Below are 25,172 nucleotides of genomic sequence, written 5' to 3'. Positions count from 1 at the left end.
CGAAACGCAGATGGAACTGACCCGTCGAAGGACGCCAGACACCGACGTTGCCCGCCGCGCCCCCGTCCCAGTTCCCGGCCACCGGCTGGTCACCGGAGTCCTCGACGATGCTGTTGTTGCGGACCGGCTTGAAGGTGCCGTGGCCCGGGAAGTACGGGTAGGGGATGGTCCGGTGGTGCACGCCGTCGCCGGTGAACTCGTAGGCGTCGTAGGAGGAGTGCGAGGAGTCCGTCCAGCCGGCGAAGAGAGCGATGTGCCCGGAGTAGCCCGCCGCGTCGTTGAGTAGCGCGTCGCCGGGCTTCAGCTCCTCCTTGCCGATCCAGGAGGCGACACCGGTCGGGACGAAGCTGGTGGTGTCCAGTCCTCCCATGTAGGTGGAGAGCTTCCAGGCCATCGAGGCATAGCCGGAGCAGTCCTTGCGATAGCCCTGGTAGGTCTCTCCGGTGTGGGTGTATTTGAGGCCCTGGCCGACCCACGAGGCAGCGCGGTTGATCACCTCGCTGCGGGTGATCCGGGGGCCTGCGGCCAGCAGGGCGGGCGCGGCGTACGGGCCCTGCCCGGCACCGCCCTTGTCGTTGTCGACGACGGTGGGCGCGGACGGTGGCGCGGAGGGGTCGGCGGCGAAGGCCGGAGTGGTGGTGAGGATGCCGGCGACGAGGCACGCGGCGGCCGTGACGGCCAGGGAGCGAGAGAGGACGTGCGTAGTCGACATGGAGGATTCCCCCTCGGGCGATGGATGGGTGAATACCTGGGGGCCGCTCGTTCGGCGGACCGCCCGTGACCTCCGGCCGGCGTTGCCCTTCGGCCCCCGGTCCGGAACCAGACGGCTGGTCACGGATCCCGATCCTTCACTCGGTACACAGATGAGTCAATGTTTAGTGAAAATGATCAACGAGGCACGTGGCTTGATCACACGCCGTCAGCTCAGCTAATTCTGCTGACTTTTACGCACATATAGGCGGAAGCCGCAGTCGACCCATGGATCGACTGCGGCGTCCTTATGGCTGAAACTTCTTCATTTTGCAGCTAGTTGATGCGGACTTCGCGCTGCCTCCGGTCGAAGCATGCCTACAAGCGGAACCGGGGCCCTCCTTGTGCGGCGATGACGCACCAGGTGGTGGCGCCGGGGCGCAGTGGCGCCGGTGTCGATGTCGTGCTCGGCGGCCTTCCAGCTGATTGGGACCATGCTCCGCCCGGTGCCGTCGTCGTTGCGCAGCCCCCGGTGCAGCCGCCCGCGCCCCGGGTGCCGGCGGCGTTCGTCCGGATCCAGTTGGCCGTCTTCAACGCGCCGTCCAGGAAGCGCCGTTGGCCGGTCTCCCGGTACAGCTTGGTGAACGCCATGCCCGCCGCCCAGGCCATGCTGTCGGTGCAGGCGGAGAACCCGCCCTTTGGTACGGCTCCGTCCTGATCATGATGCTGGATGAGGTAGTTGACGACGGCGCCATGGCCACCAACCCCCGCCGGGCCAAGTCGGTGAGCTTCCCGAAGGTGGAGAAGGAGCCCGGTCGTCCCGTGGCCGTGGAGCGCGTCCACGCGGTCATTAACGGCCTGACGGAGCGCTTCCAGGCCGACGGTTCGGTCGCGTTCGGCTGCGGGCTGCGACAGGTCGAGGTCTTCACCCTGTCCGTGGACGACATCGACTTCCGACGTCGCATGGTGACGGTGCGTCGGCAGGTCCGCTTCGTGGCGACGAAGATGGTGTTCGCGCTGCCGAAGGGCGGCAAGGTCCGGCAGGTCCCGCTGCCCGATGGCCTGGCGCGTGCGTTGAAGGCCCACATGAAGAGGTTCCCGCCGACTCGGGTCACGCTCCCCTGGCGTACCGCAGACGGTGAGGCCCACGCGGCGAACCTGCTCTTCACCGATGACAGCGCCAAGGGGTACCACCGCAACGTCTTCAACACGGGCGCCTGGAAGCTCGCGCTCGTCGCGGCCGGGGTGATCCCGCCACGTGAGAAGGGGGCGAAGTACTTCCAGGCGGCCCTGGACGACGGCATGCACGCCCTGCGGCATGCGTACACCTCGGTGCTGTTTTCGCAGTTCAAGGCCGCAGTGGCGCTACGAGGCCGCCCGCAGCAATGCGCCGTCCTGCCACTTGAGGATCTTGTCGAAGCTCACGATCGCCCCCCGCAGGGGATGGTTGCGGAGCTGGACGTGGTCGGCGAGGGCGTGGATGAGGAAGAGGCCGCGGCCGGATTCGGCGGTGAGGTCGGGGAGGGTGTCGAGGTCGACCGGGCGCAGCGTGGGAGCCGTGGGGCGGCCGGGGAGCACGTGGGTGTCGTACGGGTGGCCGTCGCGGCGGGGGCGGTGGGCGGCGAGGACCCGGGCCGGGACGGTGGCGCGGCCGCGACGGGAGCGGTGCGGACCGCGGCCGGTCGCGGTCGGGCGGCTCGGGGCGGCGGCGGCCGGGCGGCGGGCCGGCGGGGCGGAGGGGGTGGGCAGGCCGGGGCCGGAGTCGGTGACCTCGATGCGCAGCCGGTCGCCGCTGATCGAGGCGGTGACCTGGAAGCCGTCGTCGGCGCGCCCGGTGGCGCCGTGCTCGACGGCGTTGGCGCAGGCCTCGCTGAGCGCGACGCCGAGGTCGTCGGCGATCTGCGGGTCGACGCCGGCCGTCGCCATGGCGCCGAGCAGGATGCGCCGGGCCAGCGGAACGCTGGCCGGGTCGCGCTTGAGGTGCAGAGTCCACCGGATGTCCACGGGAGGTCCCTCCTGGCTGCGGCTCCACATACAACTAGGTATCTCCGGGCGATTCGGCGGTGAACCGTGCCCGGGGGCCGCTACCGCCCGTTCGGCGGATGGACTGGGGGACGGGGTCTGTGCCGGGCGGCGCGCACCCGGCCCCGCACGCCGCCGCCGAAAGGGGCATTCGTAGGGATTTCCGACCCTGCCCGTGTCGGCGGTGTACGCAATGAGAGGATGGCCCGGCCATGACTGCCCTCGCCGCCGCCCCGATCCCGGGCGCACCCGGACCGGCTCAGCCGGTGGGGTCCGCCGCCTGGGACCTGCGGCTTGCCCGGGCGGTCCCGTTCGCGCTGCTCTGCACGCTGATAGCGGCCGCCGGGCACGCCCTGGCCGGCGGCGGGGACGTCCCCCCGACCGCACTGGCGACGGGCTTCGCCGCGGTACTGGCGCTCGCCGCGGCCTGTGGTGGGCGGGAGCGCTCGCTGGCGGGCATCGCCGGGGCGCTGGGCGCGGGGCAGCTCGGACTGCACGTCCTCTTCCACGGCCTGGGCGGCCACGACTCCACCGCCATGTCCGGCATGGGGCACGGCGGCTCCGGTCCGCTGACCGTGCCGCAGGTGGCCGGTCGGCTGATCTGCAACGAGGCCCGCCCGGGCACGCTGGCCGGGCTGCCCGGCAGTCCGTCCGCGGAGCAGCTGGTCTCGTCGGCGGGGCTGGACCCGCACGCGTTCGCCACCGTGCCGTGGTGGCAGGGCGGTGTGTTCGGCCTGACGCCGTCGATGCTGGCCGGGCACCTGGCCGCCGCGCTGGTGGCGGGCTGGTGGCTGCGGCGCGGCGAGGCGGCGCTGTGGCGGCTGCTGCGGGTGGTGGCGTCGGCGGCCCGGGAGCACTGGGCGGCGCCGCTGAGGTCGGTGTTCGTGCTGGCGGCCGCGCTGCTGCGCGGCCTGTTCGGCGTGGCCGGTCCGGTCCGCCGGTTCGGGGCCCGGGGCGGCGAGGGTCCGCTTCCGGTGAGTGCCGTGCTGCGGCACAGCGTGGTGCGGCGCGGGCCGCCGCGCGGGGTCTTCGCGTACTGATCCGTGTTCCTGGCGGCCTGCGGGCCGTTCCGGGTGCCGGGCGTGCGCACCGTCCGGGCCGTTTCCCGACCACCGGGTCCGGCCCCGAGGCTCTGCCCCCACACGTCCCCACGCGCGGCCCCCGAGGCGCGGCTCCGTCCGCCGCCCGGTCCCGGCCTGCCGAGCTCCGATCGGAGACCCCGCATCATGCGTTCCCTTCCCACCCGCCGTATCGCCGCCGTCGCCCTGACCGCCGCCGCCTCCGTGGTGGCGCTGGCCGGCCCCGCCTTCGCGCACGTCACCGTGAACCCGGGCGCGGCCCCCCAGGGCGGTTACACGGCCGTCGACTTCCGGGTGCCGAACGAGAGCGACGCCGCGAGCACGGTGAAGCTGGAGGTCAACCTCCCGCTGGACCACCCGCTGGCCTCGGTCCGGACCCTGCCGCTGCCGGGCTGGACCGCCACCGTCGAGAAGTCGAAGCTGGACAAGCCGATCAAGGTGCACGGCAACGACGTCAACGAGGCCGTCTCCAAGATCACCTGGACCGCCGACGCGGGCACCAAGATCGCCCCTGGCCAGTTCCAGGAGTTCCGGGTCTCGCTCGGCCCGCTGCCGACCGACTCGGACAGCCTGGTCTTCAAGACCCTGCAGACCTACGACAACGGCGACGTGGTCCGCTGGATCGACGAGTCCAAGGACGGCCAGCCCGAGCCGGCCAAGCCCGCGCCCGTCCTGAAGCTCACCAAGGCCGACGGCGGCGACGGCCACGGCGTCACCGCCTCCCCGGCCGCGGGCGCCCACAACGACAGCTCCGACCACGCCGCGTCCTCGGACGGCGCCACCAAGGCCAGTGACTCCACCGCCCGCACCCTCGGTGTGGTCGGCATCGTGGTCGGCGTGCTCGGCACCGCCGTCGGCGTGCTCGGCCTGCGCCGCAAGAACGGCGGCTCCGCCTCCTGACCCCCGCGCCGGCGGGGCCGCACCGACACCGTGGGTGCGGCCCCGCCGGCGGTTCACCGCGCACGATCGGATCCCCCCATGCCCCGCACCGCCCGCACCGCCCGGCTGGCCGGCGCGGCCGCCCTCGCGCTGGCCGCCGCCCTGACGCTGTCCGCCTGCGGCTCCTCCGGCGGCTCCACCGCCGCGAAGGTCACCCAGCAGAAGGAGGACACCCCGTACCAGGGCACCAAGCTGGCCAGGAACTTCGAGAAGCCGGACCTCCAGCTGACCGACACCTCCGGCCGGCCGTACGACCTGCGGCAGCAGACCAACGGCAAGGCCACCCTGCTGTTCTTCGGCTACACCAGCTGCCCGGACGTCTGCCCGACCACCATGGGCGACATCGGCGTCGCGATGAAGGCGCTCTCCCCGGAGGACCGGCAGAAGGTCAACGTCGTCTTCGTCTCCACCGACCCGCAGCGCGACACCCCCAAGGTGCTGCGCACCTGGCTGGACTCCATGGGCAGCGACTTCATAGGCCTGACCGGCGACCTCGCCAAGGTGAAGACCGCCGCCAGGTCGCTCGGCATCATGATCGAGGACCCGGTGGTCAACGCGGACGGCACGGTCACCTCGACCCACGGCGCGCAGGTGCTGGCCTTCCTCCCCTCGGACGACAAGGCGCACGTGCTCTACATGAGCGGCACCGAGGAGAAGACCTACGAGCACGACCTGCCGCTGCTCGCCAAGGGGGTCGCGGCGTGACCGCCGGGACCGGCCGCTTCCGCCGTACCGCCCTGCTGGGCGCCGTGGTCGCGACCGCCCTCGGCGGCGGCGCCATCCTGGTCGCCTGCGGGACGGACGGCCAGGACGGTGCCGCCGGCGGGCCGGCCCGGCTCAGTGTCGCCGACTCCTACATCCCGCTGCCCCCGGCGGGCGGCATGGCGGCGGGCTACCTGACCGTCCGCAACGACGGCGGGCGGGACCAGCTGGTCGGCGTGAGCAGCCCGGGCGCCGAGTCGGTCACCATGCACCGCTCGACCCCGTCGAGCATGGAGCAGGTCACCAGCCTGGACGTGCCCGCGCACGGCGCGCTGCAGTTCTCCCGCGGCGGCACCCACCTCATGATCATGGGCTGGCAGAAGGCCCCCGTCCTGGGCGACGAGCTGGAGCTGGACCTCACCTTCGCCAAGTCCGGCACCATCGCGGTCAAGGTTCCGGTCAAGGAGCTCACCTACCGCCCCGGCCAGAGTTAGGGGACCCGTCACCATGCAGTCGGCCGGCCTGGAGAAGGCCTCGCACCGCCGGATCGCCGGGGTGCTCGGAGTGCTCGGCGCGCTGCTCGCGCTGATGCTCGCGGGCGCCGGACCGGCCTCCGCGCACGCCACCCTGGATTCCACCGACCCGCGGCAGAACTCGGTGGTCGCCACCGCCCCGCAGGCGGTGACGCTGACCTTCAGCGAGTCCGTGTCGCTCTCCTCGGACTCCGTCCGGGTGCTCGACCCGGCCGGCAAGGCCGTGGACACCGGCGACCCGGCGCACGCCGACGGCAAGGGCAACACCGCCCGGGTCGGACTGAAGGGCGGCCTCGCCAACGGCACGTACACCGTCGCCTGGCGGGCCGTCTCGGACGACTCGCACCCGGTCGGCGGGGCGTTCACCTTCTCCATCGGCGCGCCCTCGGACACCTCGGTGTCGGCCACCGCGCTGCAGGGGGCCAAGGCCGACTCACTGGTCGCCGCCCTGTACGGCACCGGACGGACCGTGGCGTACGCGGCGTTCGCGCTGCTGGCCGGGGTCGCCGCCTTCGTGCTGATCTGCTGGCCGACCGGCACCACCCGGCGCCCGGTGCAGCGGCTGCTGATGACCGGCTGGACGGCGCTGCTGGTCTCGACCGTCGCGGTGCTGATGCTGCGCGGCCCGTACGAGCGCGGCTCGGGGGTCGGGCAGGCCTTCGACCTGTCACTGGTGCGCGCCACCCTGGACGAACGGATCGGCACCGCGCTGGCGGCCCGGCTGCTGCTGCTCGCGGCGGGCGGGGTGTTCCTGTCACTGCTGGTCGGCCAGCTGGGCCAGCCGCCGCGGCCGCTCCCGGCGAAGCCGCACGTCGAGGGCGGCGGCGGATCCGAGGGCAGCGGTGTGGGGGAGGACGCCGAGGCCGCCGAACTGCGCGAGCTGGAGCAGCGGGCCGCCGAGCGGCCGCAGCGGGAGGCCCGGCTCGGCCTCGGCGTGGCCGGGCTGGTGCTGGCGGTCGCCCTCGCGGCGACCTGGGTCGGCGCCGACCACGCCTCGGTGGGCATCCAGGTCTGGCTGGCGCTGCCGTTCGGCATCCTGCACCTGATCGCGATGGCGCTCTGGCTGGGCGGGCTGGCCGCGCTGCTGGTCGCGCTGCGCGAGGGCGCCGGCGCCGAGGTGGTGGACCGCTTCTCCAGGATCGCCTTCGGCTCGGTGGCCGTACTGGTCGCGACCGGGATCTACCAGTCCTGGCGGGGCCTCGGCAGTTGGGGGGCGCTGACCGGCACCGAGTACGGGCGGCTGCTGCTGGTGAAGACCGGCTGCGTGGTCGTGATGCTCGGCGTCGCCTGGATCTCCCGCTCCTGGCTGGCCCGGCTGCGCTCGGCCCCGGCCGAGGCGGCGGAGGTCGAGCAGGCCGAGGTGCCCGAGCCGGTCGGCGTCGCGGCGCACAGCGCGGACCCGGTCCGCCAGGCCCAGTTGGACCGTCAGCGGGCCGCCCGGGAGAGCGCCGGGCGCGAGCGCGGGCTGACCCCGACCCGGGCCGGGCTGCGCCGCTCGGTGCTGGTCGAGGCGCTGGTCGCGGTGGCGGTGCTGGTGGTCACCACGATGCTCACCAACTCCCCGCCCGGACGGGTCGCGAGCGAGGTCACGTCCGGGAGCGCCGCGCCGGCCACCGACGGGGCTGCGGCGGCGGCGCCGCAGACCGAGCCGGGCCGCACCGTCGAGCTCAAGCTCCCGTACGACACCAAGGGCCGGACGCCGAACGCCAAGGGCACCGCGACCGTCACCCTCAACCCGGCCCGGACCGGCCCGAACGAGGTGAAGCTCGCGCTGGACGGCGCGGACGGACAGCCGGTGGACGTCCCCGAGGTGCAGCTCGCCTTCACCCTGCCGGACCGCGACCTCGGCCCGCTGCCGGTCGCGCTCACCCCGGAGGGCACCGGCCGCTGGAGCGGCACCGCGCAGCTGCCGCTGGCGGGCACCTGGGTGGTGTCGGTGCAGGTCCGCTCCTCCGACATCGACCAGACCACGCCGACCCAGCAGTTCAAGATCGGCTGACGGCGGTGGACGACGTGACCACGAACAACGCGACGAACAACGCGACGAACGACATGGCGACGCACGGGACGGCGAACGGGACGGATGCCGAGCCGGCGGCGGAGCGGGCCGCCGACGGCCGGACGGGCTTCACCCGGCGGGCGCTGCTCGGCACCGCCGGCGCCGGCCTGCTGGTCGGTGCCGGGGCGGGCGTCGCCGGGGCGGGCGCCCTGGACCGCGCCGACCGCACCGGCCACCCCGCGGCCGCTGCGGCCGCGGGCGGCGCACTCGGCGCGGCCCGGGTGCCGTTCCGCGGCGAGCACCAGGCCGGGATCCTCGAACCGCAGCAGGCCCGGGTCCAGTTGGCGGCCTTCGACCTGTCCGACGGCATCGGCCGGGACGGACTGCGCGGGCTGCTGCAGCGCTGGACGAAGGCGGCCGAGCGGCTGACCGCCGGGGAGCCGGCCGAGGAGTTCGACAACCAGATCGCGCTGGACGCCGGGCCCTGCTCGCTCACCCTCACCGTCGGCTTCGGCGCCGCGCTCTTCGACAAGGCGGGGGTGGCCGACCGCCGACCACCCGGGCTCGGACCGCTGCCCGCCTTCCCCGGCGACGCGCTCGACCCCGCCCGCGGCGACGGCGACCTGTTCGTCCAGATCGGCGCCGACGACGCGCTGGTCGCGGTGCACGCGCTGCGGGTGCTGCAGCGGCTGGCGGCCGGCACGGCGGCGCTGCGCTGGCAGTCGGCCGGCTTCGCCCGCACCCCCGGGGCCGCCGCGAAGCCGGTGACCGGCCGCAACCTGATGGGCCAGGTCGACGGCACCAACAACCCGAAGCCGGGCGAGGACGGCTTCGCCGCCAAGGTGTTCTGCGCCGCCGGCGGCGACCGGCCGACCTGGCTGGCCGGCGGCTCGTACCTGGTGTTCCGGCGGATCCGGATGTTGCTGGACCACTGGGAGGCGCTGCCGGTGGACCGCCAGGAACGGGTGATCGGACGGCGCAAGGCGGACGGCGCCCCGCTCGGCACGCCCGCCGGGGCCGGCGAGCACGCCCCGGTCGACCTGTCCGCGCAGGGCCCGGACGGCGCCCTGGCGATCCCCGCCGACGCGCACGTCCGGGTCGCCGCCCCGGCGGCCAACGGCGGGGCGGCCATGCTGCGGCGCGGCTTCTCGTACCACGACGGGCTGCTGCCGGACGGCTCGCCCGACGCCGGGCTGCTCTTCCTCGCCTTCCAGGCCGACCCGGACAAGGGCTTCACCCCGGTGCAGCGCAAGCTCTCGCGCGGCGACGGCCTCTCCCGCTTCCTGCGGCACGAGGCGAGCGGCCTGTACGCCGTGCCCCCGGCCGCGCCGGCCGACGGCTACCTCGGGCAGCAGCTACTGGAGGGGTAGCCGCCGGCGGCCGCCGCGGTCCGCAAGGGTTCGCACCACGGACCGCGGCGGCGGTGTTGTCCGGCCGACGAAACGCTTTCCTGCCACGCCCGGGGAATCGTTAGGGTGACAGCTCCGGCACCACACCGCGGCACCGCTGCGAAGCACCACCCCACCGCACCACCCGTCCCAGGCAGCACCGAGTTCCCACGGAGGCGTCATGTCGGCCACCCGCTACACCTACCTCGGCCCGGCCGGCACCTTCACCGAGGCGGCGCTGCACACCCTGCCCGAGGCGGCGACCCGGGAGCTGGTGCCGCTGTCCTCGGTGGCGCTGGCGCTGGAAGCGGTGCGCGGCGGGGAGGCCGCCGGGGCGTTCGTGCCGATCGAGAACTCGGTGGAGGGCGCGGTCACCGCGACCAACGACGAACTGGCCTCCGGCACACCGCTGATGATCTACCGCGAGGTGCTGCTGCCGATCTCGTTCGCGCTGCTGGTGCGGCCGGGCACCGAGCTGTCCGGGATCAAGACGGTGACCAGCCACCCGGTGGCCCAGCCGCAGGTGCGCCGCTGGCTGGCGGCCAACCTGCCGGAGGCGGCCTGGGAGTCGGCCGCCTCCAACGCCGACGGCGCCCGGCTGGTCGCCGAGGGCCGCTACGACGGCGCGTTCGCGGGCGAGTTCGCGGCGCCGATCTACGGGCTGGAACCGCTGGTCAAGGACATCGCCGACGCCAAGAGCGCGACCACCCGGTTCGTCCTGGTGGGCCGCCCGGGCCGGATCTCCTCGCCGACCGGCGCGGACAAGACCTCGATGGTGGTCTGGCTGCCGGACGACCACCCGGGCGCGCTGCTGGAGCTGCTGCAGGAGTTCGCGGTGCGCGGGATCAACCTGATGCGGATCGAGTCCCGGCCGACCGGCGAGGGCCTGGGCAACTACTGCTTCCTGATCGACTGCGAGGGCCACCTGTCCGAGCGCCGGGTGGGCGAGGCGATGATGGGGCTCAAGCGGATCTCCCCGCAGGTGCGGTTCCTCGGCTCCTATCCGCGCGCCGACCGGCAGGTGTCCATCCACCGGCGGCCGGGGACCTCGGACGCGGATTTCAGCGCGGCGGCGGACTGGCTCTCCCGCGCGCTCGACGGGCGCGGGGACATCTGAGTCGGCCGGGTCGGCTTCAGCCGGCTTGAGCCGGCCTGACGTCTGAGCCGGCCTGACGTCTGAGCCGGCTTGAGTCGGCCGAGCGATCCGCGTCAGCCGAGTCAGCCGAGCCGACTGAGTCATCTGAGCGACACCCCTTGTCTTTCTGACCTTTTCCGACCGTTTTGGACCGGGCCGATCAGGCGGGTCGGGCGACCGAACCCGTCGTCCACAGGGGCGCCCGGCGCCGGAGGCCGCTGTCCACAGGCCTCTCCGCTGTCCACAGGCCGAAGTTATCCACAGGCCTGGGGATGAGTCGACAAACCGGTATAGCCATTGCCCAGAACTGGTCGGACCATCGGTTTGCGCCGCAGAGATGACTAATCGGACCAGAGTCACCCGGTTGCCAGCAAATCACCCGTCTGAGTGGTTCAATTCCCTCACTCGGGAAGGTCGAATGAGGTTTGAAACCTCAATTCCCTGGCACCTTCGCGCGGAGGGTGATCCTCCCCTTCGATCCACAGCCCCGCCTCCAGGCCTGTGGATAACCCACCCCGGGAGCGTTCCGCACAGAAGTTATCCACAGGATCGGGGCGGTTATCCCCAGGGGAAAACCGGTACCGGCGGAGGAACGCCCGCCCGGTACGCTTGGGCCTGTGATTGACCTTCGCCTGCTCCGTGAGGACCCTGACCGAGTGCGCGCCTCGCAGCGCGTCCGTGGCGAGGACGTCGACCTGGTCGACGCCCTCCTCTCCGCCGACGAGCGACGCCGGTCCTCGGGCAGCCGCTTCGACGAACTGCGCAGCGAGCAGCGGGTGCTCGGCAAGCAGGTCGCCCAGGCCAAGGGCGACGAGAAGACCGCCCTGCTGCAGCGCACCAAGGACCTGGCCGCCGAGGTCAAGGCCGCGGACGCCGAACAGGGCGCCGCCAAGGAGGAGGCCGACCGCCTGCTCCGCTCGCTGGCGAACCTCATCGACCCGGCCGCCCCGGTCGGCGGCGAGGAGGACTTCGTCACCCTGGAGGAGATCGGCACCCCGCGCGACTTCGCCGCCGAGGGCTTCGAGCCCCGCGACCACGTCGAGCTCGGCCAGATCCTGGGTGCCATCGACACCGAGCGCGGCGCCAAGGTCGCCGGAGCCCGCTCGTACTACCTGACCGGCGTCGGCGCGCTGCTGGAGCTCGCCCTGGTCAACATGGCGATCGCGCAGGCCACCGCGGCCGGCTTCATCCCGATGATCACCCCGACCCTGGTCCGCCCGGCCGCCATGGACGGCACCGGCTTCCTCGGCCAGGCCGCCGAGAACGTGTACCACCTCGCCGAGGACGACCGGTACCTGGTCGGCACCAGCGAGGTCCCGCTGGCGGCGTACCACATGGACGAGATCCTCGACGCCGACAAGCTGCCGCTGCGCTACGCCGGCTACTCGTCCTGCTTCCGCCGCGAGGCCGGCACCTACGGCAAGGACACCCGCGGCATCATCCGCGTCCACCAGTTCGAGAAGGTGGAGATGTTCGTCTTCACCACCCCCGAGGACGCGGAGAACGAGCACCGCCGCCTGCTCCAGTGGGAGAAGGACTTCCTCAACGCGCTGGAGCTGCCGTACCGGGTCATCGACGTCGCCTCCGGCGACCTCGGCTCCTCGGCCGCGCGCAAGTTCGACATCGAGGCCTGGATCCCCACCCAGGGCAAGTACCGCGAGGTCACCTCGACCTCCAACACCACCGAGTACCAGGCCCGCCGCCTGTCGATCCGGATGCGCGAGGAGGGCAAGACCCGCCCGCTCGCGACCCTGAACGGCACCCTGGTCGCGGTCCCGCGCACGATCGTGGCGATCCTGGAGAACCACCAGCAGGCCGACGGCTCGGTCATCGTGCCCGAGGCGCTGCGGCCGTTCCTCGGCGGCCGGACCGTCCTCGAACCGGTCAAGTAGCCCGGCTGCCGCCGGCGCAGCCCGCACCGCTCGCGCCACCCGCCACACCCGCACCACCCGCAACTCCCGGGAGACGACCGGCCCATGAGCACCACCAGCCCCAGCCCCGTCTCCCCGGACCGCACCCGGAACGGTGGCGACCTGCCCTACCGGCTGGTCGCCACCGACCTCGACGGCACCCTGCTGACCAGCGAGGAGACCGTCTCCGAGCGCACCCGCGCCGCCCTGGCCTCGGCCACCGGCGCGGGCGCGCTGCACATCGTCGTCACCGGCCGCTCGGCGGTCTGGGCCCGCCCGGTCCTCGACGAGATCGGCTACACCGGGATAGCCGTCTGCGGCCAGGGCGCCCAGGTCTACGACGCCGGCGCGCACAAGCTGCTCACCTCGCTCACCCTGGACCGCCGACTCGCCGCCCTCGCCATCGAGAAGATCGAGGCCGAGACCGGCCCGCTCGCCATCGCCGCCAACCAGGACGGCCTCGAGGGCCAGGTCCTGGCCGGCCCCGGCTACGCACTGCTGATCGGCTCCGACCTGCCGGTCGTCCGGGTCGACCGCGGCGACCTGCTCGCCTCCCCGCTCAGCAAGCTCTACATCCAGCACCACGCCCTGACCGACGACGCCCTCGCCGAGGCGGCCCGCCGCGCCGCCGGCGATCTGGTCGGCGTGGTGATGGCCGGCGCCGGCGTCGTCGAGCTGCTCCCGCTGGGCCTGTCCAAGGCCACCGGCCTGGCCGTCGCCGCCCGCCGCCTGGGCCTGCGCGCCGCCGACACCATCGCCTTCGGCGACATGCCCAACGACGTCCCGATGTTCGGCTGGGCCGCCCACGGCGTCGCCATGGCCAACGCCCACGAGGAACTCCTCGCCGTCGCCGACACCGTGACCGCCAGCAACGACGAGGACGGCGTCGCGGCCGTCCTGGAGCTCCTCTACCCCGCCGGCTGACCCCGGGCCCGGGGGTCGGGGGTCGGGCCCGGGGGTCGGGGGTCGGGGGTCAGACCCCGGGGCTGCCGACGGCTCGTCCTCGGCGGCCCCTGGCGTCGTCAGGATCCGCGCGGGCCGAGGCCGTTGTGGCCGTTGTGCCGTTTGACCGTTGTCACCCGTTGTCGCCGCGGTCGCGGTTGCCGCGCTGTCCGCGGGCCGCGGTCCGTCGCCCACGGCACGCCGTCCACCGGCGACCGATCACCCTCCACCACCGCACCGCCGAAGGGCGCCGGACGCCGGCGGACGCCACCGGCGAGGCAGTTGTAGGATGACCGGGCAAACGGTTGTAGGATGACCGACGACCGGTGAGGACGCGCGCGGTGGCGGAGGGAGGTCCGGAATGAGCGGCGACGGCAACGGCCTGCAGGCGGCCGGGCGGCGATCCCTGGTGGACACCGCGATCGACCAGCTGCGCGAGCAGCTGGCCGGCGGCGTCTGGCCGGTGGGATCGCGGATCCCCACCGAGCACGAGCTCGCCGAGCGGCTGCAGGTCGGGCGGAACACCGTACGGGAGGCGATCCGGGTGCTGGTGCACGCCGGGATGCTGGTCTCCCGGCAGGGCGAGGGGACGTTCGTCCGCTCGACCAGCGACCCGGCCGCCGTGCTGCGCGGCGTCCAGCGTTCGGGCATCCGGGACGTCCTGGAGGTCCGCGCGGCGCTGGAGACCGAGGGCGCCCGGCTGGCCGCGCTGCGGCACACCGCCGAGGACATCCGGCGGATGCGGGCCGCGCTGGCCCGGGAGGCCGAGGTGTTCGCGGCGCACCCCGAGCGGGCGAGCCGCGAGGCCACCGTCGAGCACGACCTGGAGTTCCACACCGCCGTCGTCGAGGCCGCGCACAACCCCGCGCTGGCCGAGGTGTACCGCTACTTCGGCGCCTCCGTGCGCGAGGCGATGACCTCCGCGTTCGGCGACCACGACATGCCCGAGGCCGTCGTGGCCACCCACGAGGCACTGGTCGACGCGATCGAGAGCGGTGACCCGGACCGGGCCGAGGCGGCGTGTCGTGCGCTGCTCGCCGGCCCGACCGCGGCCGTCGAGCAGCTGCTCGCGGCCATCGCGGCCCGGAAGTAGGACGGCGCGAGCCTCCTCCCTCCCGCCCGCATCCACGCACATCCCGGAAAGAACAGCACACCCATGGCCGTCACCCGTGCCCAGCAGCCGGTTGTCACCACCCCTGCCCCGCTTCCCGTCCGCACCCGGCTGGCCCATCCGCTCCTGCTGCTGACCGGCATCGTGCTGGTCGCGCTGAACATGCGCGCCTGCCTGGCCGCGGTCTCCCCGATGGTCGGCGAGATCCAGCGGACCTTCGGCCTCTCCGCGACCGCGAGCGGCCTGATCACCACCGTCCCGGTGCTGTTCCAGGGCGTCGGCGCCCCGCTCACTCCCCGGCTGACCCGCCGGTTCGGCGCCGAGCGGGTGGTCCTGGGCGCGGTGCTGGTGCTGGCCGCGGGCGTGCTGCTGCGGGTGCTGCCCTCGGTGGCCGCGCTGTACGCGGGCTGCGTGGTGATCGGGGTGGCGATCGCGGTGCTGAACGTGTCGATGCCGGGCCTGGTCAAGCGGGAGTTCCCGGACCGCGCGGCGACCATGACCGGCGTCTACTCGACCACCATGCTGGTCGGCGCGACCCTCGCCGCCGGCACCTCCGTCCCGCTGGAGCACGCGCTCGGCGGCGGCTGGCGGGCCTCGCTCGGCGCCTGGTCGCTGCTGGCGCTGGTCGCGGCGGTGGCCTGGCTGCCGCAGGTGCTGCGCAGCCGCCAGGAGCGGGGCGCGGTGGCCGCGGCGGCGGTGCCGGGCAAGCCGATCGAGGGCATCTGGAAGTCCCCGCTGGCCTGGCAGATCAGCCTCTTCATGGGCATCTCGTCGCTGCTGGTGTACATCCTGGTGGCCTGGATGCCGACCATCCTGGCCGACCACGGCATGGACCGCGGCCAGGCCGGCCTGGTCTTCGCCTTCTCCAACCTGGTGCAGGTGGCCGGCGCCTTCCTGGTGCCGCTGATGGCCGGCCGGATGACCAGCCAGCGCGCCCTGGCGGTGACCATGGCCGCCCTGAACGGGGTGGGCATCACGATGCTGCTGGTCGCGCCGGTCTCCGCCGCGTGGCTCTCGGCGACCGTCCTCGGGGTGGCCCAGGGCGGTTCACTGGGCCTGGGCCTGGCGTTCATCGTGCTGCGCACCGGCAGCGCGGCCGGCGCCGCCCAGCTGGGCGGGATGTCGCAGGCGATCGGCTACCTGGTCGCGGCGGCCGGCCCGGTCGGCGCCGGCGCGCTGCACCAGCTCACCGGCGGCTGGGAGACCACCCTGGTGCTGATGCTGGCGCTGGTGCTGGTGGTCGGCGCGGCCGGCTGGGGCGCGGGCCGCAACCGCACGCTCTGACCGCCCGCGGCGTTCGACGCCGACCGCGGCGGTCAGGACCCGCCACGGCGCTCCGGGGATTCCCGGAGCGCCGTCTTCGGTTCACCGCCGTTCGGTTCACCGCCGTTCGGTTCACCGCCGTTCGGGTCGCTGCCCTACGGCTCGGCTCACTCCTCGGCGGCCAGGGTCAGTCCGGCCAGCTTCACCGAGGCCAGCACCGTCGCCCCGACGGTGACCACCAGCAGCAGCGGGACGGCCGCCCCGAGCGAGACGTCGGCGCCGATCGCGGTGTCCCCCCCGGCGACCGCCTCGGCCACCGCCCGGCCCCACTGCTGGATGCTCAGCGTCCGGGCGCCCTCGACGAAGTTGCCGACCACCGACTCCCAGATCAGGGCGTACCCCAGCCCGGCGACCACGGCGTGCCGGGTGACCACCCCGAGCAGCAGGAACAGCGCGCTGTACGCGGCCCCGGCCACCATCACGGCCACGGTGTAGCCGAGCACCATGCCGTCCCGGGTGCCGAACAGCAGCAGCCCGGACAGCAGCGTCGGCACGACCGAGAACAGCCAGGTGACGCCGATCGCGACGGCCAGCTTGGTGGTGATGATCCGCCACCGCGGCAGCGGCTTGGCGAGCAGGTAGACGATCGAGCCGTCGTCGATCTCGGTGGCGATGGCCCCGGTGCCGACCACCAGGCCGAGGATCGGGACCAGGGTGCCGAGGCCGAGCTGGCCCAGGATCTTGACGGTCAGGCCGTGCGCGTCGGCGGTCGATCCGCTCGCGAGGGCGGAGACGAACAGCAGCAGCGCGGGGACCACCAGCAGCAGGAGGCCGCGGCGGCGGCCCAGCAGCCCGCGCAGGGTCAGCCTGGCGACGGTGGGGTTCATGGTCGGTCGGCCCCTTCCTGGGTCCGGTTGGCCTGGGTCCGGTCGGCCTGGGTCCGGTTGGCCTGGGTCCGGTCGGCGTGGGTTCGGTCGGTGTGGGCCCGGTCGGTGTGGGCGGACCGCGCAGCCCGCGCGGCCCGGGCCCGGTCGGTCGGTGTCACGCGGAGACCAGGTACGAGAAGACGCTCTCCAGCGACTCGTCGGCCGGGGAGACGGTGTACAGCCGGATGCCGGCCTCCCGGGCGACCCTGGGCAGCAGGGTGGTGAAGCCCTGGAAGTCGACCGCCTCGATCCGCAGCGCCCGTTCCCGCTCGTCCACCTCGATGCCGGTGGTGGAGCCGTCGGCGATCAGCGCGGCGGCGAGCCGGCGGTCGTCGCTGGAGCGGACCAGGTAGCGGTGCGGACGGTCGGTCATCAGTCGGCGGATCTTGCGGAAGTCGCCCGAGGCCGCGTGCCGTCCGGCGACCACGACCTCGATGTGCCGGGCCAGTTGCTCGACCTCCTCCAGGATGTGGGAGGAGAACAGCACCGTACGGCCGTCCGCGCCGAAGCGGCGCAGGAGTTCCATCAGCTGGAGCCGCTGGCGCGGGTCCATGCCGTTGAAGGGCTCGTCCAGCAGCAGCACGGCCGGGTCGTGGACCAGCGCGGAGGCCATCTTGACCCGCTGCTTCATGCCCTTGGAGTACGTGCCGGTGCGCCGGTCCTTGGCGTAGGCCATCTCCACCAGGTCCAGGGCCCGGCGGGCGGCGGCGCCAGGCTGGGGCAGGCCGTGCAGTTCGGCGTTGGCGAGGACGAACTCCCAACCGGTCAGGTAGTCGTACATCGACTCCCGCTCGGGGACCAGACCGATCTGCCGGTACACCTGCTGGTTGCGCCAGATCGGCGCACCGTCCAGGGTGACCGAGCCGCCGGAGGGTGCGAGGAAGCCGCTCATCATGTGGATCAGGGTGGACTTGCCCGCGCCGTTGGGCCCGAGCAGGCCGGTGATGCCGGGGCCGATGGCCATGGTGATGTCGTTGACCGCGACCACGTTCCCGAACCAGCGGGAGACCTTGTCGATGCTGATGGTGGCCATGCCGCCCTCTCTCAAACCTTCTTGTAGCGGCTCAGCAGCAGCCGGTACGACCCGGCCACCAGGGCCACGGCCACGAGTGCGAACACCGCCATGCCGAGCCCGCCCGGCGCGTGCCGGCGGTCGAAGTCGGTGCCCAGGTCGAACAGCTCGTTGACCAGGGACTCCACCAGGTCGGTGGGCGAGATCAGCGAGGTCCACTGCGCGGCGTCGGAGCCGGTCGGGCCCGGGTCGCTGATGCCGACCGCGACGGCGGCCACCGCGGCGCTGATCGCCAGGTAGCCCATGATGGCGGCCACCCCGAAGCCCCGGCGCGGCGTGGCGGCCGCGATCACCAGCGCCACCGAGGTCGGCACCAGGGCGTACAGCGCCGCCGCCGCCAGGCCGTACAGGAAGTGCCCGGTGTTGTGCGAGAAGTCCATCCCGCCGAGCAGCGCGCCGACGTACAGCACCAGCAACGGGGCCGTCATCAGCAGGAACTGGGCGCAGACCATGGCCGCGAACTTGGCCCGGACGTAGTCGGTGCGGGTGATCGGGCGGGAGAAGTAGAGCGGCACGGTCTGGTACCGCAGGTCCCGGGAGAGCAGCACCGGCGCCTGGGAGGCGAGGAAGACCGAGACCACCAGGCTGAGGTTGGAGAGGTAGCCCGCGTACTCGACCGGCAGTTCGTCGCGCTTCAGGGTGATGGCGATCGCCACGAAGATCACGGCGGGCACGGTGACCACGCCGAGCACCAGCATCGGCAGCACCTTGGACTTGCCCGAGCGGCCCAGGCCGTACGTGGCGCGCAGGCTCTGGGTGAAGAGCGCGCGGGTGGCGTAGCCGCGGCCGAGCCGGGGGCCGGTGTAGCCGCGGTAGCCGATGTCGTGGATGACGCCGGTGTCGGCGGGCCTGGTGTCAGGAGGCAGCGCCATCGTCCGAACCTCCCCTGCTGTCCTGGGTGTTCTGGCTTTCCGCGGCGCCCGACCCGACGGGCGACGCCGCGGCGTCCGGGCCCTCGGTGAAGAGCTCGGCGACCCGGTGCCGGCGCTGCTCCAACCGGACCAGGCCGAGGCCCAGTTCGGCGACGGTGTCGCGGATGGTGTCGTACGTCGACTCGTCGGCCAGCCGGACCAGCACCAGGTGCGAGCCCTCGGACTGGACGTCGACGCCGGCGGCGGCGAGCCGTTCGCGGACCGCCGCACCGGGGTCGAGGGCGTGGTCCTCCGGGTGGTCGGTGACCTCGACCGCGAGGACGGCCGTCGCCTCGGTGAAGGAGGCGGTGGAGGAGGAGCGCAGCAGCTTGCCGCCGTCGATGACGACCAGGTGGTCGCAGGTGCGCTCCAGCTCGCCGAGCAGGTGGGTGGTGACCAGCACCGAGATGCCGAAGTCGGTGTGCACGCGGCGGATCAGGCCGAGCATCTCGTCCCGGCCGGCCGGGTCGAGGCCGTTGGTCGGCTCGTCCAGCAGCACCAGCCTGGGATCGTGCACCAGGGCCTGGGCGAGCTTGACCCGCTGCTTCATGCCGGTCGAGTACCCGCCCATCGGCCGGTACCGCTCTTCGTAGAGCCCGACGTGCCGCAGGGTGTCGGCGGTGCGCTCACGGGCAACGGTGGCGGGCAGGCCCGCCATCCGGGCCATGTGCACGACGAACTCGGTGGCGGAGACGTCCGGCGGCAGGCAGTCGTGCTCGGGCATGTAGCCGACCCGCTCGCGGATCTCGGAGCCCCGGGTGGCGATGTCCAGGCCGAGGACCTCGCCCCGGCCGGAGGTCGCCGGGGCGAGCCCGAGCAGGATCTTGATCAGTGTGGACTTGCCCGCCCCGTTGGCCCCGACCAGCCCGACGACCCCCGGCTGCACCTCGACGGTGAGCTGGTCGAGGGCGGTGACCCGGGGGAACCTCTTGGTGAGGCCGTCCGTCTTGATGACAGCTGTGGACACGCCCTCAACGTAACGGGATTGCGTGGCACGGGTCATGAGCTGGAATGACGAGGCCTTCTGCTGCTGGGGTATGACGCCGGGCCGCCTCTCCCCTAGGGGTCGGCGGAAATCGGACGCCCCCTGCGCGCTCGCCGGAACGGCGCACGTCGCGAGACCGCGCCGGGCCGCTCGACGTGCGTGAGCGGCCGGTACGGCAGGCGGGGGTCAACCCAGCTGTGCCAGGCCCTCGGTGGCGATCCGCTCGAAGACGGCGAGGTCGTTCTCGAAGATCGAGTCCGGCACCGGCCAGTGGATCACCAGCTCGGTGATCCCCAGCTCCCGGTACGTCCCGGCCCAGTCGACGAAGGCGTCCAGCGACTGCAGCGGCTTCTCCGCCGTCGAGCCCTGCAGCAGCACCTTCTCCAGCTCCGCCACGTCCCGGCCGGTCGCCTCGCAGGCCGCCGCCAGCTTGCCGATCTGCTGCGCGATCACCCCGGGCGCCTGCTCCACCGGCACGTCCGCCGGGCCCTTCGCATCGCCGTACGTCACCCAGCCCTGCCCGTACTCGGCCGCCAGCTTCAGCCCGCGCGGCCCGGTCGCGGCGACGTAGAACGGCACCCGCGGCGTCTGCACGCACCCGGGGATGTTCCGCGCCTCGACCGCCGAGTAGTACGCGCCCTCGCGCGTCGTCGCGTCCTCCCGCAGCAGCTCGTCCAGCAACGGCAGGAACTCCCCGAACCGCGCCGCCCGCTCCTTCGGCGACCACGCCTCCTGCCCCATCGCCGTCGCGTCGAAGCCCGTCCCCCCGGCCCCGATCCCCAGCGTCAGCCGCCCGCCGGACACGTCGTCCAGCGTGATCAGCTCCTTCGCCAACGTCACCGGGTGCCGGAAGTTCGGCGAGGTCACCAGCGTCCCGAGCCGCATCCGCTCGGTCGCGGTGGCCGCCGCGGTCAACGTCGGAACCGACCCGAACCACGGCTCGTCCCGGAACGACCGCCAGGACAGGTGGTCGTAGGTGTACGCGGCGTGGAAGCCGAGCTCCTCGGCCCGCCGCCAGATCTTCTGCCCTTCGCTCCACCGGTGGACGGGGAGGATCACGGTACTCAGTCGCATGCTGCGACGATACTCGCGCGAACCGGAGGGGCTTCGGACCGCTCGCAAGTCGGCACGAGCAGGTGGGCTAGCGTGGCGCCATGGGCACGCTGAGCAGGCGAGAACTGACCGCGCTGGTCGAGGAAGCGACGGTCGACACCTACGACGAGCACGAGGAGGTGTCGGCTCTGTTCACCGCCGTCGAGGAAAACCTGGCCGTTCCGTTCAGCACCTCGGTGCTGGGCGCCGAGGTGACCGTGCGCAGCGTCGACCTCTCGCGGGACGGCAGAATCGTCGCCCTGTGCACCCGCGGTGGATTCCGGCAGGCGATCGGGCTCCTGGATCTTCCGTTGCCGGACCCGGCGCCGGACGGAGCGGAGTGGGTCGAGGCATATCGCCATTACTGGGCGCAGTGAGCGTCGGAACCTTCAAGACCGAGAGAGCTCTCATGACTGTCGCTGTATGGAGCGAGGACGAGGCGTCGTTGCGGCGCCTGATCGAGCGAAGTTCCGAACTGAAGGGCGAACTCGTCGCCTTCGCCCAGAGCGCGCGGTTCGACCGGTGGTTGACGCCCCTCCTCCTGGAGGCCGCCGGGCCTCAGCGGCAGTTGGGGGAAGGCGATGCGATCCGGATCGTCGACAACTTCATTCTGCGGTACCGCTTGCCGGACGGTTCTACCGTGGTGGACCGGTTCGTGGCCGGACGACGGGGCTTGACCGAGGCAGATCGGGAGATGCTGCTCGGCTGGCGTGACCCGGTCGAGGGCGTCTTCGAGATCCGGCGCAAGGACGGGGACGCCGTCGTCCTGCTGAACCTGGTCGACGACCTGGAGTACCGCACCTACTCGAACGTCGGGCGGGCGGCCTTCCGCGGAGTGTCCAAGGGAGGCTTCCTCCTCGCCTGCGTGGTGCCCGTGCACTCGGCGGACGGGGCGTGGCTGATCTCCGGGGCGATGTCGTCCTACCCGAAGTCCAGCGCCACCGAGATCGCCCGGGCGGCACTCCAACTGGCCACCAGCCACCCTGAACTGGTCTTCCGCAACCCCGAGAAGATCGAGCAGGGATGGGAGTCGATGCGGGAGGACCGGGCCGCGTTCGTCGAGTTCTGCGGCAGCGACGAACTGGTCCTTCCCCCTGCCGAAGTCGAGGACCGGCTCAACGCCTACTACCGGCACCGGCAGGAGGCCGCCGTCGCCGAGCATCCCGACCGGGCCCGGGGCAGGCGGCTCCCCGGCCTGGCCTTCCCGGCATTCGAACTGCCGCGAGGACTCGCCGAATCGGACACGGTCGGCGTCATCTACGACGAAGTGGACGGGCTCAACTTCTACCCGGACTACGGGATGCTGCGGGACCTCTTCGCCGATCCGGCCCTCCCTGGCCGCAGGCAGCACCAGGACCTGCTGCGCGTGTACCTGCGCGAGGAGTCGATTGCACCGCTGCCGCTCCGCCGCCTGGCCGCCGCCCACCCGGAGACCGTCGACGAGGTGTTCCGGAAGCTGCTGCGGAAGCCCGGATTCACCTGGGACGAGCACGGCGAGGAGCTGCTGCGCCGGCGCAAGCCCTGGTACTACGAGCAGGAGCCCCGCCCGGGCGTTTCCGTGATCGGTGAGCGCCTCAGCGAACTCGCTGCTGGCGGCCGTCGGCAGAGGTTCACCAGGACACGGCGTGTGCCGGATCGACCCGGCCACCCGTGACCGAGGCTGGTTTTCGGTGATCAGTAGCGACCCATGTGCGGCATGGCCTTCTCCGCCAGCTCGATGATCGCCTGTGCTTTCGGCAGATCTCCCCTGACCTCCTCGGGGGTGACCGGCGGAGCTTCGGCAGATCGGTATTCGCTCTCGTTCCGGCGGACACGCATGCGGCTGAACGGTCGCAGGATGCCTCCGAGTGGCGGGTCCAGCTGCGCCTTCACCGTCTCGTAGACCGCGACATGGCCGCCCCTGCTCGTGGCGCGAAGTCCCTGGTTCACCAGGACCGCCGCAAGCGCCTTGCGCGCAGCGTCGTAGGCAAGGCTGTAGGCACCGACCGGGTCGACATCGAGGAGCATCCTTGCGGAGGCCAAGTGCTGTCGGGCCTGGGCGAGTTCCGCCTCCGCATGCTCCGTCGAGGCCGGCACCCTCTCGACCTCCTTGCGATGGATCAGGTCGTCAACGACGGTCCGGCCCTGCTCCCAGCGGCTCATTCGCCGTTCTCCTCACGTAGGTGCAGGCGGACCAGCGGTCGCTCACGGACCGAGGTCAGGAAGGGTTCGTCACTCGGCGATGCCCATGCCTCTGGAGCGACACGGTGGACGTTGACCTCCCGGCGCAACTCCCGGGAGGCACGTTCGGCGAGATCGAAGAGTTCGTCCGGATCGGGGCGTCCGACGACAAGGACGTCGACGTCTGCTGGGATCGGTCCGGGCACGCCGCTGTGGCGGGCTGCCCAGGAACCGTAGATGTACGCCTCGTCGATGCCGTCGAGGTCGGCCAGGAGCGAACTCAGTCGAGGCAGCGGCCCGTACGTCACCAGCAACAGGTCGCACAGCGGCCTGTACAGAACGGTGTCGGTCCTGGCTGTGATGACCCGGGTTCGTCCGACCCGCTCCTCCGCGAGGATCTCCGACCCGATCAGCCGGTCCACCTCTCGAAGGATGGCTGTGTGCGAGGCCCCGAGCTCCTTGGCAAGGCCGGTGAGCGTCCAACTGCGATCCGGGTGCAACAGCACGAGTGCCAGGAGGTCCCCTTGCAACTGGGACCGGAAGAGCGGAAGTAGCGAGGGCGCAGACATCTTCATCAAGCGCACAATATCATGCGCGTAATGCAGATGTTGCTCATGAAGTAGCCTGCGCCTTCGGAGATCTCCCCTGACCTCCTCGGGGACAACTAGCAGAGGTCCGGTCTCTGGCGAGTCCCCGTTCGGGTGAAATCCTGGCGGGCGTGCCTGCTGTAAGAGACCATGAAGTAGGTTCCTGACGTCGTCGGGTGAGCTATGGGAGGTGCCCGCCGTGTCTTACGAGCCCAAGCTCGCTGCCGCGTTGTCCGGCGCCACCCTGCGCCAGCTGTCTCACTGGCGCAGGGCGACAGGCCCGCGTGGTGCCGTCCTCGTGCCGGAGATCTCCGCTTCCCGGCCGATCCTCTACTCATTCCGGGACGTGGTCGCGCTTCGTATCTGCGTGAAGCTGCGGGAGGAAGCGTCGCTCCAGAAGATCCGCCGTGCTCTGGGCACTTTGCGCGACGATCTCGACGAACGGGAGCATCTGTCCAGCTACCGGCTCGTGGCCGGTGACGGCACGATCTATCTGGCAGATCCGGACCACGCTGTCGACCTCGTGTGCAAGCGGGGCAACGTGGTCATCCACGAGATGGTCGATGTCCTTCGGCCGTTCTATCGAAACGGCCGACAGATTCCGAACCTGCTGCGTCCCAGGAATCATCTGTCCGTCGATCCCCTGGTCCGGGGCGGTGAGCCGGTGATCGAAGGAACGCGGATTCCTGCTTCGGAGGTCGCGGCTCTTCTGAGGGACGGCATCCGACCGGAGTCGATCACGGACTTCTACCCCGGCGTCACCCCCGCAGCAGCCCGTGATGCGGCCGACTTCACCGACTACGTCGACAGTTACTCGGACGAGGGCCTCCGGCAGGCCGCCTCTTGAGGATCCTGCTCGACGAGAACGTCCCCCTGCCGTTGGCCCGTATGGCTCGATTGCTGCTGAAGCAACACGAACTTCAGCACGTGGCGGAGATCGTCGGCTGGGCAGGCACCAAGGACATCGACCTCTACGCGCGGGCCGCCTCAGCCGGCTTCCAGGTCGTGATCACCAACGACACCAAGCAGATGGCACGGCCATTGGAGGTCGCGGCGATCGCCGAATCGGGGCTGCACAGGATTGAGTACCGTCACAATCACAAGCACGGTGGCCTCGTGGGTCTGGGCGCGGCTGTCGCTACCGTCTGCGCCGGCCTGCCACATGCGTTGACCGAACTCGACCGCGCGACGGGCCAACTTCTGATATCCCTCACCTCGATCGACCCGTCCCATCAGAGCCGACTCCGGATCGTGGATCCCTCCACGGTTCCTCCGAAGCACTGGCCCACATCCGGACGTGCCTGAGGAGCAGGGCCGCCTCCGGACAGACTGCTCGTCGAACAGGCTCGGGTGCAGTCTGGCGAGGCCAGGCAGTGATGGGTGGAGGAGGCTTGACCGAGGTCGCCAGCGTGCCCAGGCGGTGGACGGGGAGGATGACGGTCCTCAAGCGCGTGCGGTGATGATACGCGCGCCGATCGGCCGGGCTTCGGACCGTCGATGACGCTCCGGCAGCCGCGCCCGCGCCGGCTCAGGGGCGGGCGGGCGTGGTTGGCGGGCCTGGTGGACGGGCGCAGGGCTCGGGGTGTCTCGGGGCTTTCGGGCGTGGGCAGTTGGGGTGTCGGGCGGGGGTGGGGGCCGGGGTTCGGGGCGGGGTCGGGGGGTGTTCCGGACGTGGGCGATCGAGGTGGGTCGGCGGGCCTCGGAAGGCGGGTCGGGGGCACCGGAA

24 protein-coding genes and 1 pseudogene are annotated in these 25,172 nt (G+C 72.3%); 15 read left to right on the top strand and 10 right to left on the bottom strand.

From position 1 onward, the window contains the following. The 3 genes and pseudogenes from AB0Q99_RS15345 to AB0Q99_RS15335 all read right to left on the bottom strand — a co-directional run. Positions 1-712, bottom strand: a pseudogene (locus tag AB0Q99_RS15345) (hypothetical protein); the annotation flags it as partial. A 356-nt stretch (positions 713-1,068) separates the two neighbouring features. Next, entirely contained in the window at positions 1,069-2,010 is a 942-nt protein-coding gene (locus AB0Q99_RS15340) for a hypothetical protein (protein ID WP_363571831.1), read from the bottom strand. Positions 2,011-2,055: 45 nt separating this feature from the next. Beyond that, on the bottom strand, positions 2,056-2,694 hold the full coding sequence (locus tag AB0Q99_RS15335; RefSeq protein ID WP_363571829.1) for an ATP-binding protein: 639 nt from the start codon (positions 2,692-2,694) through the stop codon (positions 2,056-2,058). Between the two features lie 230 nt (positions 2,695-2,924). Here AB0Q99_RS15335 and AB0Q99_RS15330 point away from each other — a divergent pair, with 230 nt between their 5' ends. The 11 genes from AB0Q99_RS15330 to AB0Q99_RS15280 all read left to right on the top strand — a co-directional run bounded on the left by AB0Q99_RS15330 (position 2,925) and on the right by AB0Q99_RS15280 (position 15,734). Next, positions 2,925-3,752 (top strand): hypothetical protein, encoded by an 828-nt coding sequence (locus AB0Q99_RS15330; protein WP_363571827.1) that lies wholly within the window; start codon positions 2,925-2,927, stop codon positions 3,750-3,752. 186 nt (positions 3,753-3,938) lie between these two features. Then, positions 3,939-4,691, top strand: coding sequence for a YcnI family protein (locus AB0Q99_RS15325; protein ID WP_363571825.1), 753 nt, complete (start codon positions 3,939-3,941; stop codon positions 4,689-4,691). Between the two features lie 78 nt (positions 4,692-4,769). Continuing rightward, entirely contained in the window at positions 4,770-5,435 is a 666-nt protein-coding gene (locus tag AB0Q99_RS15320) for an SCO family protein (RefSeq protein WP_363571823.1), read from the top strand. After that, a complete protein-coding gene (locus AB0Q99_RS15315) occupies positions 5,432-5,926 on the top strand; it encodes a copper chaperone PCu(A)C (RefSeq protein WP_363571821.1) in 495 nt (164 codons plus the stop codon). Before AB0Q99_RS15320 ends, AB0Q99_RS15315 begins: the two co-directional genes overlap by 4 nt. Before the next feature lie 13 nt (positions 5,927-5,939). Further along, complete coding sequence (locus tag AB0Q99_RS15310; protein ID WP_363571819.1) at positions 5,940-7,964, top strand: FixH family protein; 2,025 nt, start codon at positions 5,940-5,942, stop codon at positions 7,962-7,964. A 14-nt stretch (positions 7,965-7,978) separates the two neighbouring features. After that, positions 7,979-9,334, top strand: a complete 1,356-nt coding sequence (locus AB0Q99_RS15305; RefSeq protein WP_363571817.1) for a Dyp-type peroxidase — start codon at positions 7,979-7,981, stop codon at positions 9,332-9,334. Positions 9,335-9,533: 199 nt separating this feature from the next. Further along, entirely contained in the window at positions 9,534-10,469 is a 936-nt protein-coding gene (pheA, locus tag AB0Q99_RS15300) for a prephenate dehydratase (RefSeq protein ID WP_363571815.1), read from the top strand. 635 nt (positions 10,470-11,104) lie between these two features. Next, entirely contained in the window at positions 11,105-12,379 is a 1,275-nt protein-coding gene (gene serS / locus AB0Q99_RS15295) for a serine--tRNA ligase (RefSeq protein WP_363571813.1), read from the top strand. Positions 12,380-12,463: 84 nt separating this feature from the next. After that, positions 12,464-13,321, top strand: a complete 858-nt coding sequence (locus tag AB0Q99_RS15290; protein WP_363571811.1) for an HAD family hydrolase — start codon at positions 12,464-12,466, stop codon at positions 13,319-13,321. A gap of 379 nt (positions 13,322-13,700) precedes the next feature. Continuing rightward, a complete protein-coding gene (locus AB0Q99_RS15285) occupies positions 13,701-14,432 on the top strand; it encodes a FadR/GntR family transcriptional regulator (protein WP_363571809.1) in 732 nt (243 codons plus the stop codon). A 63-nt stretch (positions 14,433-14,495) separates the two neighbouring features. Continuing rightward, positions 14,496-15,734 carry an MFS transporter gene (locus AB0Q99_RS15280; RefSeq protein WP_363571807.1) on the top strand — a complete coding sequence of 413 codons (1,239 nt, stop codon included), beginning with the start codon at positions 14,496-14,498 and terminating at the stop codon, positions 15,732-15,734. Between the two features lie 146 nt (positions 15,735-15,880). On the opposite strand, the gene AB0Q99_RS15275 is transcribed toward AB0Q99_RS15280, so the two are convergent. The 5 genes from AB0Q99_RS15275 to AB0Q99_RS15255 all read right to left on the bottom strand — a co-directional run bounded on the left by AB0Q99_RS15275 (position 15,881) and on the right by AB0Q99_RS15255 (position 20,681). After that, positions 15,881-16,600, bottom strand: a complete 720-nt coding sequence (locus AB0Q99_RS15275; RefSeq protein ID WP_363571805.1) for an ABC transporter permease — start codon at positions 16,598-16,600, stop codon at positions 15,881-15,883. Positions 16,601-16,754: 154 nt separating this feature from the next. Next, complete coding sequence (locus tag AB0Q99_RS15270) at positions 16,755-17,672, bottom strand: ABC transporter ATP-binding protein (RefSeq protein WP_363571803.1); 918 nt, start codon at positions 17,670-17,672, stop codon at positions 16,755-16,757. Positions 17,673-17,683: 11 nt separating this feature from the next. Further along, positions 17,684-18,583 (bottom strand): ABC transporter permease, encoded by a 900-nt coding sequence (locus AB0Q99_RS15265; protein ID WP_363571801.1) that lies wholly within the window; start codon positions 18,581-18,583, stop codon positions 17,684-17,686. Then, entirely contained in the window at positions 18,567-19,589 is a 1,023-nt protein-coding gene (locus AB0Q99_RS15260; RefSeq protein WP_363571799.1) for an ABC transporter ATP-binding protein, read from the bottom strand. The genes AB0Q99_RS15265 and AB0Q99_RS15260 overlap by 17 nt, the downstream gene beginning before the upstream one ends. 204 nt (positions 19,590-19,793) lie before the next feature. Then, complete coding sequence (locus tag AB0Q99_RS15255; RefSeq protein ID WP_363571797.1) at positions 19,794-20,681, bottom strand: LLM class flavin-dependent oxidoreductase; 888 nt, start codon at positions 20,679-20,681, stop codon at positions 19,794-19,796. An 80-nt stretch (positions 20,682-20,761) separates the two neighbouring features. Here AB0Q99_RS15255 and AB0Q99_RS15250 point away from each other — a divergent pair, with 80 nt between their 5' ends. Then, positions 20,762-21,076, top strand: coding sequence for a hypothetical protein (locus AB0Q99_RS15250; protein ID WP_363571795.1), 315 nt, complete (start codon positions 20,762-20,764; stop codon positions 21,074-21,076). 32 nt (positions 21,077-21,108) lie between these two features. Then, positions 21,109-22,353: a hypothetical protein gene (locus AB0Q99_RS15245; protein WP_363571793.1), complete on the top strand. Its 1,245-nt coding sequence runs from the start codon at positions 21,109-21,111 to the stop codon at positions 22,351-22,353. Positions 22,354-22,373: 20 nt separating this feature from the next. On the opposite strand, the gene AB0Q99_RS15240 is transcribed toward AB0Q99_RS15245, so the two are convergent. Together AB0Q99_RS15240 and AB0Q99_RS15235 are read right to left on the bottom strand one after the other, a co-directional pair. After that, complete coding sequence (locus AB0Q99_RS15240; protein WP_279096592.1) at positions 22,374-22,841, bottom strand: HEPN domain-containing protein; 468 nt, start codon at positions 22,839-22,841, stop codon at positions 22,374-22,376. Beyond that, positions 22,838-23,434 carry an ArsR family transcriptional regulator gene (locus tag AB0Q99_RS15235; RefSeq protein ID WP_363571791.1) on the bottom strand — a complete coding sequence of 199 codons (597 nt, stop codon included), beginning with the start codon at positions 23,432-23,434 and terminating at the stop codon, positions 22,838-22,840. Before AB0Q99_RS15235 ends, AB0Q99_RS15240 begins: the two co-directional genes overlap by 4 nt. 211 nt (positions 23,435-23,645) lie before the next feature. On the opposite strand from AB0Q99_RS15235, the gene AB0Q99_RS15230 reads away from it, so the two are divergent. Further along, complete coding sequence (locus AB0Q99_RS15230) at positions 23,646-24,293, top strand: DUF433 domain-containing protein (protein ID WP_363571789.1); 648 nt, start codon at positions 23,646-23,648, stop codon at positions 24,291-24,293. Continuing rightward, entirely contained in the window at positions 24,290-24,751 is a 462-nt protein-coding gene (locus AB0Q99_RS15225) for a DUF5615 family PIN-like protein (protein WP_363571787.1), read from the top strand. The genes AB0Q99_RS15230 and AB0Q99_RS15225 overlap by 4 nt, the downstream gene beginning before the upstream one ends. The last annotated feature ends 421 nt before the right edge of the window (positions 24,752-25,172 follow it).

This window comes from Kitasatospora sp. NPDC086791 (genome assembly GCF_040685975.1).
GTDB lineage: Bacteria > Actinomycetota > Actinomycetes > Streptomycetales > Streptomycetaceae > Kitasatospora.
This window is presented reverse-complemented; position numbering and strand designations above follow the sequence as displayed.

What these genes read in the sequence shown, in the direction of transcription:
- AB0Q99_RS15340 (WP_363571831.1), bottom strand. Translation starts at nt 2,010, where the DNA reads ATGCCGCAGGGCGTGCATGCCGTCGTCCAGGGCCGCCTGGAAGTACTT.
- AB0Q99_RS15330 (WP_363571827.1), top strand. Translation starts at nt 2,925, where the DNA reads ATGACTGCCCTCGCCGCCGCCCCGATCCCGGGCGCACCCGGACCGGCT.
- AB0Q99_RS15325 (WP_363571825.1), top strand. Translation starts at nt 3,939, where the DNA reads ATGCGTTCCCTTCCCACCCGCCGTATCGCCGCCGTCGCCCTGACCGCC.
- AB0Q99_RS15320 (WP_363571823.1), top strand. Translation starts at nt 4,770, where the DNA reads ATGCCCCGCACCGCCCGCACCGCCCGGCTGGCCGGCGCGGCCGCCCTC.
- AB0Q99_RS15310 (WP_363571819.1), top strand. Translation starts at nt 5,940, where the DNA reads ATGCAGTCGGCCGGCCTGGAGAAGGCCTCGCACCGCCGGATCGCCGGG.
- pheA (WP_363571815.1), top strand. Translation starts at nt 9,534, where the DNA reads ATGTCGGCCACCCGCTACACCTACCTCGGCCCGGCCGGCACCTTCACC.
- AB0Q99_RS15290 (WP_363571811.1), top strand. Translation starts at nt 12,464, where the DNA reads ATGAGCACCACCAGCCCCAGCCCCGTCTCCCCGGACCGCACCCGGAAC.
- AB0Q99_RS15285 (WP_363571809.1), top strand. Translation starts at nt 13,701, where the DNA reads ATGAGCGGCGACGGCAACGGCCTGCAGGCGGCCGGGCGGCGATCCCTG.
- AB0Q99_RS15280 (WP_363571807.1), top strand. Translation starts at nt 14,496, where the DNA reads ATGGCCGTCACCCGTGCCCAGCAGCCGGTTGTCACCACCCCTGCCCCG.
- AB0Q99_RS15275 (WP_363571805.1), bottom strand. Translation starts at nt 16,600, where the DNA reads ATGAACCCCACCGTCGCCAGGCTGACCCTGCGCGGGCTGCTGGGCCGC.
- AB0Q99_RS15270 (WP_363571803.1), bottom strand. Translation starts at nt 17,672, where the DNA reads ATGGCCACCATCAGCATCGACAAGGTCTCCCGCTGGTTCGGGAACGTG.
- AB0Q99_RS15265 (WP_363571801.1), bottom strand. Translation starts at nt 18,583, where the DNA reads ATGGCGCTGCCTCCTGACACCAGGCCCGCCGACACCGGCGTCATCCAC.
- AB0Q99_RS15255 (WP_363571797.1), bottom strand. Translation starts at nt 20,681, where the DNA reads ATGCGACTGAGTACCGTGATCCTCCCCGTCCACCGGTGGAGCGAAGGG.
- AB0Q99_RS15250 (WP_363571795.1), top strand. Translation starts at nt 20,762, where the DNA reads ATGGGCACGCTGAGCAGGCGAGAACTGACCGCGCTGGTCGAGGAAGCG.
- AB0Q99_RS15245 (WP_363571793.1), top strand. Translation starts at nt 21,109, where the DNA reads ATGACTGTCGCTGTATGGAGCGAGGACGAGGCGTCGTTGCGGCGCCTG.
- AB0Q99_RS15240 (WP_279096592.1), bottom strand. Translation starts at nt 22,841, where the DNA reads ATGAGCCGCTGGGAGCAGGGCCGGACCGTCGTTGACGACCTGATCCAT.
- AB0Q99_RS15235 (WP_363571791.1), bottom strand. Translation starts at nt 23,434, where the DNA reads ATGAAGATGTCTGCGCCCTCGCTACTTCCGCTCTTCCGGTCCCAGTTG.